The organism is Blautia sp. SC05B48 (assembly GCF_005848555.1).
In the GTDB taxonomy this organism is placed as follows: Bacteria; Bacillota; Clostridia; order Lachnospirales; family Lachnospiraceae; genus Blautia_A.
Map to the genome: position 1 here is coordinate 160,464 of NZ_CP040518.1, position 17,059 is coordinate 177,522.

11 protein-coding genes are annotated in these 17,059 nt (G+C 46.9%); all 11 read right to left on the reverse strand.

Annotation, left to right across the window (positions count from 1 at the left end; translation table 11 throughout):
- Positions 1-4: 4 nt before the first annotated feature.
- The 11 genes from gatB to purF all read right to left on the reverse strand — a co-directional run bounded on the left by gatB (position 5) and on the right by purF (position 16,888).
- A complete protein-coding gene (gatB, locus tag EYS05_RS00695; protein ID WP_092069315.1) occupies positions 5-1,444 on the reverse strand; it encodes an Asp-tRNA(Asn)/Glu-tRNA(Gln) amidotransferase subunit GatB in 1,440 nt (479 codons plus the stop codon).
- The gene (gatA, locus tag EYS05_RS00700; protein WP_138276351.1) at positions 1,441-2,913 is read right to left on the reverse strand and encodes an Asp-tRNA(Asn)/Glu-tRNA(Gln) amidotransferase subunit GatA; all 1,473 of its coding nucleotides are present in this window, start codon (positions 2,911-2,913) and stop codon (positions 1,441-1,443) included. The genes gatB and gatA overlap by 4 nt, the downstream gene beginning before the upstream one ends.
- 15 nt (positions 2,914-2,928) lie before the next feature.
- On the reverse strand, positions 2,929-3,222 hold the full coding sequence (gene gatC, locus EYS05_RS00705) for an Asp-tRNA(Asn)/Glu-tRNA(Gln) amidotransferase subunit GatC (protein WP_138276352.1): 294 nt from the start codon (positions 3,220-3,222) through the stop codon (positions 2,929-2,931).
- Between the two features lie 14 nt (positions 3,223-3,236).
- Positions 3,237-4,568, reverse strand: coding sequence for an aspartate--tRNA(Asn) ligase (gene aspS / locus EYS05_RS00710; protein WP_138276353.1), 1,332 nt, complete (start codon positions 4,566-4,568; stop codon positions 3,237-3,239).
- A gap of 119 nt (positions 4,569-4,687) precedes the next feature.
- Complete coding sequence (locus EYS05_RS00715) at positions 4,688-5,242, reverse strand: ANTAR domain-containing response regulator (RefSeq protein WP_138276354.1); 555 nt, start codon at positions 5,240-5,242, stop codon at positions 4,688-4,690.
- A gap of 38 nt (positions 5,243-5,280) precedes the next feature.
- Positions 5,281-6,603: a type I glutamate--ammonia ligase gene (gene glnA / locus EYS05_RS00720; RefSeq protein ID WP_021651138.1), complete on the reverse strand. Its 1,323-nt coding sequence runs from the start codon at positions 6,601-6,603 to the stop codon at positions 5,281-5,283.
- A 229-nt stretch (positions 6,604-6,832) separates the two neighbouring features.
- Entirely contained in the window at positions 6,833-8,320 is a 1,488-nt protein-coding gene (locus EYS05_RS00725) for a glutamate synthase subunit beta (RefSeq protein ID WP_138276355.1), read from the reverse strand.
- 13 nt (positions 8,321-8,333) lie between these two features.
- Positions 8,334-12,887 (reverse strand): glutamate synthase large subunit, encoded by a 4,554-nt coding sequence (gene gltB / locus EYS05_RS00730; RefSeq protein ID WP_174235821.1) that lies wholly within the window; start codon positions 12,885-12,887, stop codon positions 8,334-8,336.
- Entirely contained in the window at positions 12,884-14,512 is a 1,629-nt protein-coding gene (locus EYS05_RS00735) for a CTP synthase (protein ID WP_022426745.1), read from the reverse strand. Before EYS05_RS00735 ends, gltB begins: the two co-directional genes overlap by 4 nt.
- Positions 14,513-14,981: 469 nt before the next feature.
- Complete coding sequence (locus tag EYS05_RS00740) at positions 14,982-15,206, reverse strand: HPr family phosphocarrier protein (protein ID WP_138276356.1); 225 nt, start codon at positions 15,204-15,206, stop codon at positions 14,982-14,984.
- Between the two features lie 287 nt (positions 15,207-15,493).
- Complete coding sequence (gene purF, locus EYS05_RS00745; RefSeq protein ID WP_118513750.1) at positions 15,494-16,888, reverse strand: amidophosphoribosyltransferase; 1,395 nt, start codon at positions 16,886-16,888, stop codon at positions 15,494-15,496.
- Positions 16,889-17,059 lie beyond the last annotated feature (171 nt).

Sequence of the window (17,059 nt, forward strand, 5' to 3'; positions counted from 1 at the left end):
TATTTTATCTCCTTCTCTCAATTTCCTCTGCCAGTGCTTTTCTGACGCTGTCAGGATTTGCCTTGCCTTTCAGTTCTCTCATCAGCTGTCCTACAAAAAATCCCATAACCTTATCCTTGCCGCCCAGAAGCTCTGCCAGCGGTCCGGGGTTTGCATCTACGATCTTTTTCACAGTTTCGGTGAGAAGGCCTGTATCTTCTACGATCTTAAGGCCATTCTCTTCTATATATACAACCGGATCAATATCCTCGTCAAACACTTTTTCAAATACTTTCTTGGCATTCTGTGCGCTGACCTCTTTTTTCTCCACCATGGAAAGAAGGTCTGCCAGATGCTTCGGGGTAAAGCTTACCCTTTCCGGATCAAGGCCCTTGTCCTTTGTCAGGCGGAGAACCTCCACCATAAACCAGTTTGCCACCTTTTTCGGGTTTCCGAGAAGAACTGCTGTCTCCTCAAAAAGTCCTGCCAGATGTCTGGATTCGGTCAGGATCCCTGCATCATAAGCCGGAAGCTCATACTCCTTCTGATAACGCTCCATCTTGGCTTCACGAAGCTCCGGAATGGAAGTACGCAGCTCTTCGATCCATGCATCGGAAATATGGATCGGCGGAAGATCCGGGTCCGGGAAGTAACGGTAATCTTTGGCATCCTCTTTGGAACGCATGGCGTGAGAAGACTCTTTGTTGTCATCCCATCTTCTTGTCTCCTGGACAACGGCTCTGCCTTCTTCCAGAAGCTCGATCTGACGTTCTCTCTCTCCTTCGATTGCTCTCGCAATGGCCTTAAAGGAGTTCAGGTTCTTCATCTCTGTTCTTGTTCCGAAGGTCTCACTTCCCACCTCACGGACGGAAAGGTTGACATCGGCACGCATGGAGCCCTCCTGGAGCTTACAGTCAGAAACTCCAAGATACTGCATGGTGCAGCGGAGCTTTTCCAGATATGCGATAACCTCCTCGGAGCTTCTCATATCCGGCTCGGATACGATCTCGATCAGCGGTACACCGCTTCGGTTGTAGTCAACCAGGGAGCAGTCCTCCCACTCATCATGGATCAGCTTACCAGCATCCTCCTCCATATGCATCTCATGGATACGTACGGTCTTTTTGCCTGCGGAAGTCTCGATCTCAACAGCTCCGTCATAGCAGATCGGCAGATACAGCTGAGAGATCTGGTAGTTCTGGGGGTTATCCGGGTAAAAATAGTTCTTACGGTCAAACTTACAGTACTGATGGATATGACAGTTTGCCGCAAGACCTGCCTTGATGGCAAACTCTACCACTTTTTTGTTGAGGACCGGAAGAGAGCCCGGCATACCGGTGCAGACCGGGCAGGTATGTGTATTTGGTGCGCCTCCGAATTCTGTGGAGCATCCGCAGAAGATCTTTGTTTTTGTGGCAAGCTCCACATGCACCTCAAGTCCTATGACTGTCTCATACTGTTTCATGCCTTTTCTCCCCCTTCCATTGCTGTTCCGAAATCACCGCGTTTTTTCTCATAGGCGTGTGCTGCGCGGAACAGGTTGTTTTCTTTGAAGCAGTCACCGATCATCTGGATCCCGATCGGAAGGCCTGCTACGTCTTTTCCGCATGGAACGGTGATTCCGGGAAGTCCGCACAGGTTTACTGCTACCGTATAAATATCGCCAAGATACATGGCAAGAGGATCTTTCAGGCTCTCTCCCAGCTTCGGCGCCGTAAAGGGTGATGCCGGGGCAAGAAGAACGTCATATTTGGAAAAGGCCTGATCAAATTCCTTTTTGATAAGGGCTTTTGTGCGAAGTGCTTTCAGATAGTAAGCATCGTAGTAACCGGAGCTTAACACAAAGGAGCCAAGCATGATACGGCGCTTTACCTCCTCGCCGAAACCTTCAGTCCTTGTCTTCTTGTACATATCATGAAGTCCCTCGTACTCTTTTGCACGGAAGCCGTACTTCACACCGTCAAAGCGCTCCAGATTGGAGCTGGCCTCTGCGCTGGCAATGATGTAGTAGGCAGGGATCATATATTCTGTTGTCTTCATGGAGAAAAATTCTACCACTGCGCCCATCTCGGTAAGGCTCTTCAGCGTATTCATAAAGGCCTCTTTTACCTCCGGGTTCAGTCCCTCTGAGAGATATTCCTTCGGCACGCCGAATTTCATTCCCACGATCTTATCTGTCATAGAAGCGGAGAAGTCAAGATCCTCTCTCTTCATGGAGGTGCTGTCCTTGGCATCGTGTCCGGCAATGATCTCAAGAAGTGCCGCACAGTCTGCAACATCCTTTCCTACCGGTCCGATCTGATCCAGGGAGGATGCGTAGGCAACCAGTCCGTAACGGGATACTGTTCCGTAGGTCGGTTTGATTCCGGTAACACCGCAGTAGGAACTTGGCTGACGGATGGAACCGCCGGTATCGGAGCCAAGTGCCAGGTAAGTTTCCCCTGCTGCCACTGCCGCACAGGAGCCGCCGGAGGAGCCGCCCGGAACATGCTCCAGATCCCACGGGTTTCTGGTGACGCCGTAAGCGGATGTTTCTGTGGTACTTCCCATGGCGAACTCATCCATATTTGTCTTTCCGATGATCACAAGACCTGCCTGTTCCAGACGGTCAATAACCTCGGCATTGTACTGCGGCACAAAATTCTCAAGGATCTTTGATGCACAGGTAGTTGTTTTTCCCTTGATGCAGATATTATCCTTAATTGCAATAGGTACACCGGCAAGAGGTCCTGTATAGGTTCCATCCTCAATGCCCTTCTGTACCTCTTTTGCTCTTGCATAGGCTTCTTTTTTGTAAGTATCAAGATAAGCGTGGACCTTGTCCTCTTTTGCTTCGATCTGATCAAATACGTATTTCACACCGTCCAGGACGCTTATCTGATGCTGCTTGATCTTTTCCGCAAGCTGTAATGCGGTTAATTTTCCCAAATCCATGTCCTGTCTCCTGTCTTATCCAATTGTTTTCGGAACCTGATACTGGTTTTCTTTCTTCTTCGGTGCATTGGCAAGCATTGCCTCATGATTATCTCCGTTTGTCACAACATCCTCACGGAATACGTTTTCGTCCTCAAAAATATGGGACATGGGCTCTACGGAAGAGGTGTCAAGCTCATCCAGCTTGTCTACATAGTCCAGCATCTTCTGCATGTCCTCTTTTGCTTTTTCCTTTTCATCCTCTGTCAGAGAAAGCTTTGCAAGGATGCAGACATTTTCCATTGTTTCATCATCGATTATCTTTGCCATCTTTTTTCTCCTTATTACGGCTCAAGTCTGTTCATATCACGTGGGAACAGACAGGTCTCACGAACGTTTTCTTCTCCGAGGATCTGCATGGTAAGACGTTCCAGTCCGATTCCAAGTCCTCCGTGAGGCGGCATTCCATGCTTGAAGGTATCCAGGTACTGCTCCATACCCTCTTCATCCATACCACGGGCTGCGATCTTATCCTTCAGCATCTGATAATCATGGATACGCTGTCCGCCTGTAGTTACCTCAAGTCCCTTGAACAGAAGGTCAAAGCTTAATGTAAATTTCTCATCTGACGGATCATCCATTGCGTAGAACGGACGCTTCTTAGACGGATAATGTGTGACAAAAACAAAATCAGCATCATATTCTTCTTTGAAATATCTTCCGATCAGCGCTTCTTCCTCCGGCTCCAGATCATATGGGTTGCGGATCTTACGATTATATTTTTCAGCTACCAGCTCTTTGGCCTTGTCAAAACGTACTGCCGGGATCTTGTCCACCTTCGGAAGCTCCACCTTCAGAATGGAAAGCTCATGAGCGTAGTCTTTCTTAAGAAGCTCTACCGCATACTGGAGAAATCCGGTTTCCATCTCCATGATATCCTCAAATCCGTTGATATAGCCCATCTCAAAATCAAGGCTTGTATATTCGTTCAGATGACGTTTTGTGTTATGCTTCTCTGCACGGAATACAGGGCCGGTCTCAAATACACGGTCAAAAACACCTACCATCATCTGTTTATAAAACTGCGGGCTCTGTGCCAGAACTGCCGGTTTATGGAAATAACTCAGCTTGAACAGGTTTGCACCACCCTCTGCACCTCTGGCTCCGATCTTCGGTGTGTGGATCTCGGTGAACCCCTTCTCATAGAGGTAATCACGAAATGCCCGCACCAGAGCCTCCTGGATCTTGAATTTTGCACGCTCCTGCACATTACGCAGGGCGATAGGACGATAATTCAGCTTTGCCTCCAGTGAAGTGTTCAGCTTCCATTTGTCGATGGCCAGTGGAAGAGGCTCTGCAGGTGAGGAAAGGATCTCCACATGGCTGATGCGGAGTTCTCTTCCGTGAGGCGCTCTTTCTTCCTCATGAAGAGTTCCTGTGAGGCGCACACACATTGCCTCTTTCAGATTATGAATGGAAACATTTGTTTTGTCGTTCTCATATACTGTCTGAAAAAGTCCCTCTTTTTTTCGAAGTATCACAAATGCCACATCACCCATATTACGGATGCTGTGTATTGCTCCTTCCACTGTCGCTTCCTGGTCTTTCATGCTTTCAGAAAGAAGCACGTCCCAGGCACATTCTCTAGTCTTACAGATTCCATCCATAAATTCCATTCCCTCATCCTCCAATTCAAAGTAGTTTCACCGAATCAGGAAATCCCCTGCGGAATTTTTCCCGATCCGGTGTGATATCAGGCATTCAGAGCAGATCATTTCTGTCCGCCCTGTTTTTTTTACACAGAATCATATAAAAGCATCAGAACCATCTGGGCCGTCTCAACCATATTGGTCCCGGAATCCATACTACATTTCTGGATATAGCGATATGCGTCATCCTCGCTCAGGTGATTTCTTTCCATTAGAAGCATCTTTGCATTTGAAATATAATTCTGTTCTTTCCATGAACGCTGCTTCGGCTTTTTCTTATCTTTTTTCCAACGCCTTTCGATCTGGGAAAGCATCATGCTTACCGTATTTACCAGATCTCCGACTTTCAGAGGCATTCCCACACATAAAACGGATGTTGGCGCCTCACTGATCACTCCCCGGGAGGCCATAAGCAGCATTTCAAAATAATCCGGCATATAGTCCAGAAGATCACGGTAGTACATATCCTGAAGATGATAACCGCAAAGCAGAACGCCGCCATCAAGCTCCGAGATACTGGCAAGGGCATTGGCACCTGAATTGCATACTGCCGCCACCGTGAATCCATATCGGTTAAGGACTGTGCGGATCTTTTTTGCATCTTCTATTTTCGGTAATGCAATCACGATACTCGTGTTCATAAGCCGCCACTCTCTTTCGTCCCATTATGCCTCGTTCATCAGATCCGATACAGATACTCCTCGATCTCCCAGTCGGAAATCTCCTGGGAATAACGCAGCCACTCTTTTCTCTTTGCCTGCGCATACTGTTTGCAGAAAGCTTCTCCAAGGATTTCCTTCATCCAGCTGCTGTCCTCAAACAGTGTGATCGCTTCCCGCAGGTTCTCCGGTAAATTCTCGATACCCTGTTCCTTCTGATCCGACTCGGAAAGAGAACGGTTAGAAGCTTTTGTAGGATAGATCTTCTTCTGGATTCCATCCAGGCCCGCTGCCAGGCATACCGCAAAAACAAGGTATGGGTTGGATGCAGCATCCGGGCTTCGAAGCTCGATCCTGGTATCAGCACCATTGACTCTCGGGATCCTTACCAGTGAATTCTGGTTATTTCTCGTCCAGGTCAGCTCTGTAGGCGCATCAAATCCAGGTACAAGACGCTTATAAGAATTTACAAGCGGATTGGTGATCAGAGTCATCTCACGGCTGTGAGCCAGAAGACCTCCGATAAAATAGTATGCCTCTTCACTTAATCTGGACGGATCCTCCGGATCCACGAAAATATTTTTTCCATTTTTAAACAGTGAAAAATGGATATGCATGGCTGAACCGTTTACTTCCCGTCTTGGCTTCGGCATAAATGTCGCATGAAGTCCATGACGTTTGGCTACAGTTCTTACTGCCATCTTAAAGGTTATAACTTCGTCTGCCATCTCACGTGCTTCCCCGTAATGAAGGGCGATCTCATGCTGTGCAGGTGCTGTCTCATGATGAGAGGATTCCACCTCAAATCCCATATCCTCAAGAGTCAGTACCATGTCACGTCTTGCATTTTCGCCTAAGTCCACCGGACTTACATCCAGATATCCGGCCTTTTCGTGAGAAACCGTTGTAGGCATTCCGTTATCATCAATATGAAACAGGAAAAACTCGCATTCCGGGTCAACATAACAGGTATACCCTGCCTCCTCTGCTGCCTGCGCTGTTTTTTTCAGAATATATCTGGAGCTCATCTCATGCTCTGATCCGTCTGCACGGCGCATATCACAGATCAGTCTTGCAACCTTTCCCTGCTGAGGACGCCATGGAAGAATTGAAAAAGTATTATAATCCGGATACAGGATCAGATCCGGCTCCTTTTCTCCCACAATGCCCGCAATATGAGAGCCATATACAACGCACTGGTTATCCAGGGCTCTTGGAAGCTCTCTTGCTGTGATCGCAATATTTTTCAGAGTTCCAAACATATCTGTAAACTGGAGGCGGATGAACTCTACGTCTTCCTCCTCTGCCATTGCAAGAATCTCTTCTCTGGTATAATTCCCCATAGTATTCTCTCCTTTATTTCCTCATCACACAAAATAATTACCCTCAAAATCAGAAAAAGGGTGCACTTCAGAGAGCTTCCGCTCCTGAAGAACACCCTTGTTCATGGACGTAATTATAGCAATCGGTCAATTCTTTGTCAACCATTTTTTAAAAGGGGCAAAAGTTCAAAAGCTTTATCGCGGAAACACGAACAGTTTTTTTGATCTTTTGCCCCTGGTATCTGTTATTTTACTGTAAATATGAATAGCTCATCAGTGATTCATCCACTGCTTTCGCAGCCTCACGTCCTTCATGGATCGCCCATACGACAAGGGACTGTCCACGATGCATATCACCTGCTGTGAACACACGATCTACGCTTGTTGCATACTGCTCCGGTTTTGTTTCCACATTGGTTCTTGGTGTAAGCGCTACACGGAAAGCATCTGTCACATATTTCTCGCTGCCAAGGAAGCCTGCCGCAATAAGAACCACATCTGCAGGGATCACTTCCTCACTGCCCTCAACCGGTACCATATTGAATCTTCCGGTCTTTTCATCCTTTACGCTTTTCAGTTTTACGATCTTGGCCTTGCAGACATTTCCTTTTTTGTCCTTGATAAACTCGGTAACGGTTGTCTGATAGATCCGAGGATCATGGCCGAATACTGCAATAGCCTCTTCCTGGCCGTAATCGGTTTTCAGGACCTTCGGCCACTCCGGCCATGGATTGGAAGGAGTTCTTGCTGCAGGAGGCTGCGGCATCATCTCAAGCTGTGCTACAGATTTCGCCCCCAGACGGATGGATGTTCCCACACAGTCATTACCGGTATCACCACCGCCGATGACCAGAACATTTTTGCCCTTTGCAAGCTCATATGGGAATTTTGCAAAATCTGTATCCAGAAGACTTTTTGTTACCTGCTTCAGGAAATCCACTGCAAAGTAAATTCCCTTAGCATCTCTTCCCGGAACCTTGATATCTCTCGGATGAGAAGCTCCACAGCAGAGAAGGACACGGTCATAATCCTTCAAAAGCTGTTCTGCAGTGATGTCAACACCAACATTGATATTGGTAACAAATTTCACGCCTTCCTCTTCCATCAGCTTCAGTCTGCGGTCAATGACCTTTTTCTCCAGCTTCATGTTCGGAATGCCGTAGCGGAGAAGTCCTCCGATACGGTCGTTTCTCTCAAATACGGTTACGCTGTGGCCACGGCGGTTCAGCTGCTGTGCTGCTGCCAGTCCGGAAGGACCACTTCCGATGACTGCGATCGTCTTTCCTGTGCGGACAGGCGGGATCTGCGGTTTTACCCATCCTTCTGCATAGGCTGTCTCAATGATCGCTTTCTCATTCTCCTTTGTGCTGACCGGATCTCCGTTCAGGTTGCAGGTACATGCCGCCTCACAGAGCGCCGGACACACTCTGGATGTGAACTCCGGAAAACTGTGCGTCTTGTTCAGACGAAGGAATGCCTGTTTCCAGTTTCCTGTGTATACAAGATCGTTGGTCTCCGGAACCAGGTTGTGAAGCGGACAGCCGGAAGCCATTCCGCCGATCATCATACCTGCCTGACAGAAGGGAACGCCGCAGGCCATGCAGCGTGCTCCCTGAAGTTTCTGTTTTTCTTTATTTAACGGAATACGAAATTCGTTGAAATTCTGAATACGTTCCTTTGGCGGCAAAACCTTTGCCGTTTCTCTTTTATAATCTAAAAATCCAGTTGGCTTTCCCATTTCCTCATCCTCCTTAATGTTTCACGCCGATGCTCTCATAGAACGCTTCCATCTGTGCCTGCTGGCTGGTCAGACCTTTTTCTTCCAGCTTTGCACTTAATGTGATCATTCTCTTGTACTCATCCGGAATGAGTTTTTTGAAGTGAGGCAGATAGGAATCAAAATCAGCCAGCACCTTCTTACCGATCTCAGAGCCTGTTGCTTCCACATGAGCCTCGATAAGATCACGAAGCTCTTTTTTATCATATTTATTATCCACTTTTTCAATGGAGATCATTGCTTTATTGAGGTTCTTGTAAAGAACGTTATCCACATCAAGGACATAAGCGATACCGCCGCTCATACCTGCTGCAAAGTTCTTTCCTGTTTTTCCAAGAACTACCACACGGCCGCCTGTCATGTACTCGCAGCCATGCTCGCCAACACCCTCAACAACTGCAACCGCACCGGAGTTACGTACTGCAAAACGCTCACCGGCAACACCGTTGATAAATGCAGTTCCGCTGGTCGCACCATAGAGTGCCACGTTTCCGACGATGATGTTCTCTTCAGCCTTGTATCCGGCCTTCTCCGGAACCTTAACGATCAGCTTTCCACCGGAAAGGCCTTTTCCGAAGTAGTCGTTGCTGTCACCGGTCAGTTTCAATGTCAGTCCTTTCGGGATAAAGGCACCGAAGCTCTGTCCGCCTGCACCTGTACAGTTTACAGTTACCGTATCCTCCGGAAGTCCATTCTTATGATTTCTTGTGATCTCAGATCCGAGGATGGTACCAAATGCACGGTCTGTATTGGTAACGTTTACATCAACAGAAACTTTCTCACCCTTCTGGATCGCCGGTGCACATTTCCTGACCAGAACTTTTTCATCCAGAGTTTTCTCAAGATTGAAATTGTATACAGCCTTCGGATCAAAGGTTACTTTGCCCTTTCCTGCATATGGGTTATTCAGGATGGCACTTAAGTCAACCTTACCCTTATGCGGCTCCTGCACACTGTCAGAAACTGTAAGAAGGTCTGTACGACCTACCATCTCATCAATGGTGGCAATACCAAGACGTGCCATGTACTCTCTCAGCTCCTGTGCGATAAAGCGCATGAAGTTCTCCACATACTCCGGTTTTCCGCGGAATCTCTTACGAAGCTCCGGGTTCTGTGTAGCCACACCTACCGGGCAGGTATCCAGATTGCAGACTCTCATCATCACACAGCCCATCGTTACAAGCGGCGCTGTTGCAAAGCCGAATTCCTCTGCACCGAGAAGTGCTGCAATGGCAACGTCACGGCCGCTCATCAGCTTACCGTCTGTCTCGATACGTACACGGTTACGAAGTCCGTTCATGATCAGCGTCTGATGTGTTTCTGCAAGTCCAAGCTCCCATGGAAGTCCTGCATTATGGATAGAGCTTCTTGGCGCTGCTCCTGTACCTCCGTCATATCCGGAGATCAGAACAGTCTGTGCTCCGGCCTTTGCAACACCGGCTGCAACCGTACCAACGCCCGCCTCAGAAACCAGCTTTACGGAAATATCCGCATATTTATTGGCGTTTTTCAGGTCATAGATCAGCTCTGCCAGATCCTCGATAGAGTATATATCATGATGTGGCGGCGGAGAGATCAGACTGACTCCTGGTGTGGAATGACGGGTTTTTGCGATCCACGGATATACCTTCTTTGCAGGAAGATGTCCGCCCTCACCCGGCTTTGCACCCTGTGCCATCTTGATCTGGATCTCTCTTGCGGAAACCAGATAACGGCTGGTAACGCCGAAACGTCCGCTGGCTACCTGTTTGATCGCTGAGCACCGGTCATTGTCTGTTCCTGCAGAATCCAGACGCTCATCGCTTTCACCACCCTCACCGGTATTGGATTTTCCATGGAGATGGTTCATGGCAATAGCCAGTGTCTCATGTGCTTCCTGGGAAATAGAACCGTAGGACATGGCACCTGTCTTAAATCGTTTTACAATGTCCTCAACACTCTCAACCTGGTCGATCGGAATAGGCTCCTTGGCAAACTTGAAGTCCAGAAGACCTCTTAAGTTTCCATGTCCCTCGTCATCTACCAGCTTTGTATATTCCTTGAACATCTCATAGCTGCCCTGTTTTGTGGACTGCTGGAGAAGATGAATGGTACGCGGGTTATATTTGTGCTCCTCACCCTGGCTTCTCATCTTATGGGCACCTACGCTGTCCAGTGTAAGATCTGTGGCAAGTCCAAGGGGATCAAATGCCTCAGAATGAAGTTTTTCTACATTATCCTCGATATCTTCCAGTGTGATTCCGCCTACGCGGCTTACAGTTCCTGTAAAGTAACGATCGATCACATCCTGGGAAATTCCGATCGCCTCAAAGATCTGAGATCCCTGATAGGACTGGATAGTGGAAATACCCATCTTGGAAGCGATCTTTACGATACCGCTGATCACCGCATGATTGTAATCATCAACGGCTGCGTAATAGTCCTTATCCAGCATATGTGTATCGATCAGCTCATGGATAGTATCCAGTGCCAGATACGGATTGACTGCGCTTGCACCATATCCGAGAAGTGTTGCGAAATGATGAACTTCTCTTGGCTCACCGGACTCCAGGATCAGGGCAAGGGAAGTGCTCTTCTTTGTTTTTACAAGATGCTGATGTACTGCGGAAACCGCCAGCAGGGACGGGATCGGCATATGGTTCTCATCCACGCCGCGGTCAGAAAGAACCAGGATGTTTGCTCCCTCACGGAAGGCTTTGTCTACCTCTACGAACAGACGGTCAATGGCACGTTCGAGCTTTGTGCTCTTATAATATAAGGTAGAAATGGTCACAACCTTGAAGCCGTCCTTTTTCATATTCTTGATCTTTAGCATATCGGTGTTGGTCAGGATCGGGTTGTTGATCTTCAGCACCTGACAGTTCTCCGGCTTCTGGATCAGGAGATTTCCGTCTTTACCTGCATATACACTTGTAGAAGTAACGATTTCTTCACGGATCGCATCGATCGGCGGGTTTGTTACCTGGGCAAAAAGCTGCTTGAAGTAATCGAACAGCGGATAATGTTCCTTGGAAAATACTGCAAGGGGAGTATCATGTCCCATGGCTCCGATGCTTTCTGAGCCGTTTAATGCCATGTTTCGGATTGAAGTACGGTACTGCTCATAAGTATATCCGAAAGCTTTCTGAAGGCGTGCTCTCTCTTCCGGAGTGTATTCGACAACTCTTTGATTCGGGATCTTGATATCACGAAGCTGTACCAGATTGCTGTCCAGCCACTCACCATAAGGCTGTTTTTTCGCATATTTTTCTTTGAGCTCATTGTCATCGATGACACGACCCTGAACGGTATCAACCAGGAGCATTTTTCCCGGATGAAGACGTTCTTTTAATACGACCTTCTCCTCATCCACAGGAAGAACACCAACCTCGGAGGAAAGGATCATATAGCCATCAGATGTGATATAGTATCTGGATGGACGAAGACCGTTTCTGTCAAGAACTGCTCCCATCACATCACCATCTGAGAACAGAATGGACGCAGGGCCGTCCCATGGCTCCATCATGGTCGCATAGTACTGATAAAAATCTCTCTTCTCCTGAGAGATCGTATCGTTGTTTGCCCACGGCTCCGGAATTGTGATCATCACTGCAAGTGGAAGATCCATTCCACTCATAACCAGGAATTCCAGGGTATTGTCAAGCATTGCGGAGTCAGAACCATTGCGGTTAACTACAGGAAGGACCTTGTGAAGCTCATCCTTCAGATACGGAGACTCCATATTTTCCTCACGGGCAAGCATCTTATCGGCGTTTCCGCGGATCGTGTTGATCTCACCGTTATGTACGATGAAACGGTTCGGATGTGCTCTCTCCCAGCTTGGATTCGTGTTGGTACTGAAACGGGAATGTACCACTGCAATGGCAGACTCGTAATCCTGGCTCTGAAGATCGCCAAAGAAGGTACGGAGCTGTCCTACTAGGAACATACCTTTGTATACGATGGTACGGCTGTTCATGGAAACCACGTAAGTATTATCATTACTCTGTTCAAATTCACGACGTGCGATGTAAAGCATACGGTCAAAAGCAAGACCTTTTTCCACATCCTCCGGCTTTTTAACAAATGCCTGCATGATGCACGGCATGCACTCTTTCGCTTTATGACCGAGAACCTCCGGGAAAACCGGCACTGTACGCCATCCCAGAAGTTCCAGACCCTCTTTTTCCACGATGATCTCGAACATCTTCTTTGCCTGGGCACGTTTGATCTCCTGCTGCGGGAAAAAGAGCTGGGCTACACCGTATTCTCTCTCTCCGCCGATATCAAAGCCTTCTTTTTTACAGACCTTCTTAAAAAATTTGTGGGAGATCTGAAGAAGGATACCGACACCATCACCGGTTTTTCCTTCTGCATCCTTACCAGCACGATGCTCAAGATTCTCTACGATCTTAAGAGCATTGGCAACTGTATCATGTGTTTTCTTTCCTTTTATATTAACAACGGCTCCGATACCGCAGTTATCATGTTCAAATTCAGGGCGGTAGAGGCCCTGCTGCCGATTTACTACTTCTCTCATTTTTCTCATCCTTTCATTGCAGCTTCTTCTGCCGTCTTTTTATCAACTGCCGCCTGCACAAATCCACGGAACAGCGGATGTGCATGGTTTGGTCTGGATTTAAATTCCGGATGTCCCTGTGTTCCCACAAAGAACGGATGTCCGGCAATTTCGATCATCTCAACAATGTGAGCATCCGGGGATGTTCCTACAATGGACATTCCCTTTTCGTCCAGTTCCTTACGGAATGCGTTGTTTACCTCATAACGATGTCTGTGACGTTCCTGGATCTCTTTCTTTCCAAAAAGCTCATAGGATCTGGAGCCTTCTGCAAGCACACACGGATAGCTTCCAAGACGAAGGGTTCCTCCAAGATCTTCCACATCCTCCTGATCCGGCATCAGGGCAATGACCGGATGTGTTGTTTCCGGTGCCAGCTCAATACTGTTGGCATCTTCATATCCAAGCACATGGCGGGCAAATTCCACAATAGCCATCTGCATTCCCAGGCAGATCCCGAGGTATGGGATCTTATGAACTCTTGCATACTGTGCCGCAAGGATCATTCCTTCTGTACCACGATTTCCGAATCCCCCCGGAACCAGGATTCCATCTACAGAATGGAGAGTCTGATCCAGATTTTTTTCATTGAGTTCTTCGGAGTCCACCCAGGTGATATCAACCTTTGCACGGCAAGAGATCCCGCCATGCTTCAGTGCTTCCACAACACTCAGGTATGCATCATGAAGCTGTGTATATTTACCAACCATGGCAATCTTCACAGTTTTATCCGGATGGCGGAGATTTTCTACCATATTTTCCCAGTCTGTAAGATCCGGTTTGCGATTCTCCAGTCTTAAGCTCTGCAGTACTACGTCTGCAAGCTTTTCTCTCTCCATTGCAAGAGGAGCTTCATATAAATATTCCACATCCAGGTTCTGAAGCACATTGCTTACAGGCACATTACAGAACAGGGCAATCTTTCCACGGATATCCTCGGTAAGAGGATACTCACTTCTGCATACCAGAACATCCGGCTGGATCCCCATTCCCTGAAGTTCTTTTACACTGGCCTGGGTGGGTTTGGTCTTCATCTCTCCGGAAGCACGAAGATATGGGATCAGAGTTACATGGATAAGGATCGCATTGTCATGTCCCACATCATGCTGGAATTGACGGATGGATTCAAGGAATGGCTGGCTCTCAATATCACCGACTGTACCGCCAACCTCAATGATCGCAATTCTGTCTTCGTCTGCGGATTTTGCTCTGTAAAAACGGCTCTTGATCTCGTTGGTGATATGCGGGATCACCTGAACGGTACCACCGCCGAAATCGCCATGACGCTCTTTCTGGAGAACAGACCAGTAAATCTTACCGGTTGTCACATTGGAATTTTTATCAAGGCTTTCATCAATGAAACGCTCATAATGTCCAAGGTCAAGATCTGTCTCTGTACCGTCATCGGTTACAAAAACCTCTCCATGCTGAATGGGATTCATAGTTCCCGGGTCGATATTGATGTAGGGATCAAATTTCTGCATAGTCACCTGATATCCTCTGGCTTTCAGAAGGCGCCCAAGAGACGCTGCTGTAATTCCTTTTCCCAGACCGGAAACAACTCCACCCGTTACAAAAACATACTTTACTGCCATCTTCGATTTCCTCCTCCATTTTGTGTTCCACAACAAAAAGGCGTCCGGAACAGGTTCCAAGGGGTGAGAACTCCCCTGTGGTATCCGTTCCTGACGCCTTTGTCAGTTATCTTTCATATAAAATATGGTTTACTATAAACTATTTTTTTTTATTTGTCAATAACTGATTTGTTACTGTTCACTCCGTTCTCAGCAACACGCTTCGCGATGCACAGAATTTATGCTAATCGCATAAATTCGCGCGGTATGTCTCGGGTTTTCTGTGACCTTCACTCACAAAAAACACCTCGCGGAATATTACCAGTGAACAGTAACACTGATTTTTCATATAGTCTGCGGAATTTCTTCCTATGAAATGGTTGTAAAGAAAAAAGCAGACGCCTGCCGGGGATTTTCATCTGATCTCCCGTCTCTGCAGTCACGTCTGCCTTTTCTTTTTATGATATCCTATCTGTCTCTGCACTGTCTGTCAGGCAACTGCATATTTCTGAAGGAAGCAGTTAAACTCATAATCCTCTCCCTGACAGGTTACTGTAAGAACCTTAGTCAGATCCATGCTGAGGATTCCAAGAATAGATTTTGCATCAATTAAAATTCTGTTATATGAAATATCTACATCAAAATCACATTTACTTGCAGCCTTAACAAATTCTTTAACATCCTCTGTCGCATTCAATCTAATTTTTTTAGACATAAATATCATCCTCTCTTTTATCTCGGCAAAAAACCGGCCTTATTTCGACCGCGCTATTTTCCTGTATTTTCCAGACCAGCGGTCTTTTCTTATCTGGTCGTCCCACATTATGTCTCATATTGTCAGATTTGTCAAGTTGATGTTTTTTATCGTTTTTAAGAGTCCATCTATAAAAACCCAGATTTTGCATAACAAAATCCGGGTTTTTATATGTTTATTGTGTAGTTTTCACATTTTTGTTTTTCAATCCATTATTTTTTACTGTGAGATTAATTCCACATAGTTTATTAATCCTGTTTGATTTCTGCCGGTATTTCCATCGGATAATTGCCATCAAAACATGCTTTGCACAGCGGAAGTCCGCCTGCCATGCCTTCCAGATAATCGATCTGCATATAACCCAGGGAGTCTGCGCCGATCATCTTACGGATTTCTTCCGTGCTGTGCTGTGCTGCGATCAGTTGGTCATTGGACGGCACATCGGTACCAAAATAACAGGGATGTAAAAATGGCGGGGAGCTGATACGTACATGGACTTCTTTTGCTCCTGCTTCTTTCAGCATGTGGATCAGATTGGCAATGGTAGTTCCGCGGACAATGGAATCATCCACCAGAACGATTCTCTTCCCCTTAACCACGGATTCCAGAACGCTCAGCTTCAAATGGACACTGGACTCTCGCTCCTGCTGTGTAGGCTTGATAAAAGTTCTTCCAATATAACTATTCTTATAGAATGCAAAGCCAAACGGGATTCCGGATTCCTCAGAATAGCCTTTTGCTGCCGGAAGTCCGGATTCCGGTACACCGGTTACCAGATCCGCTTCTACCGGATAGGATTTTGCAAGAGATTTTCCTCCACGGATCCTTGCATCATAGATTTTCACTCCATCCATGGTGCTGTCCAGTCTTGCAAAATAAATATATTCAAAAACACAATGAGCATGTTTTTTCTTCTCAGTCAGTTTGCTGGATTTCAATCCGTTCTTGGTGATCGTGACGATCTCACCCGGTTCAATATCACGGATAAATTCCGCCCCTACAGATGTCAGCGCACAGCTTTCAGATGCAAGGACATAGGCATTATCTCTTTTTCCAAGACAGAGGGGTTTCAGTCCGTAAGGATCACGGGCACCGATCAGCTTCCGAGGGCTCATGATCACAAGAGCATATCCTCCGCGTATCTTCTCTACGGTTTTATGTACTGCTTCCTCTACAGTGGCAGAATGCACACGTTCCCTTGCGATATGGAACGCGATAACCTCTGAGTCGGTAGTTGTATGGAAAATTGCGCCTGTCTGGATCAGCTCCCATTTCAAAGCTTCTGTATTAACCAGATTTCCGTTGTGCGCAAGTGCCAGACTTCCCTTGATATAAGAAAGTACCAGCGGCTGTGCATTCTCTGCAACAGATTCTCCGGTTGTGGAATAACGAACATGCCCGATTCCGATATCACCATTCATATTATGTACAACATCTTTTCGCAAAACTTCGCTTACCAGTCCGAGATTTTTATGGAACTGTACGTTTCCTCTTTCTCCGTCCGTCCTTGAAACGGCCATTCCGCAGGACTCCTGTCCCCTGTGCTGCAGCGAGGTAAGACCATAATAAATAGATGGTGCAATATTCCCTCCATCCAGATCATAAATCCCGAATACGCCACATTCTTCCTTTACTCCTGACATATTTTCCTCCATCTGTTCTTTCCGTGTTGTGTGTCTTGGTTACTGGTCAAAAAGCTCTTTCTATAGAAATCAATGACTTTTCAACTGTATAACTACGATATCAGATTATAATAAAAAGACAAGATTTGTCAACCCTGCCTATTTTCCGACAGTCCCATCGCTCCGGTCGAT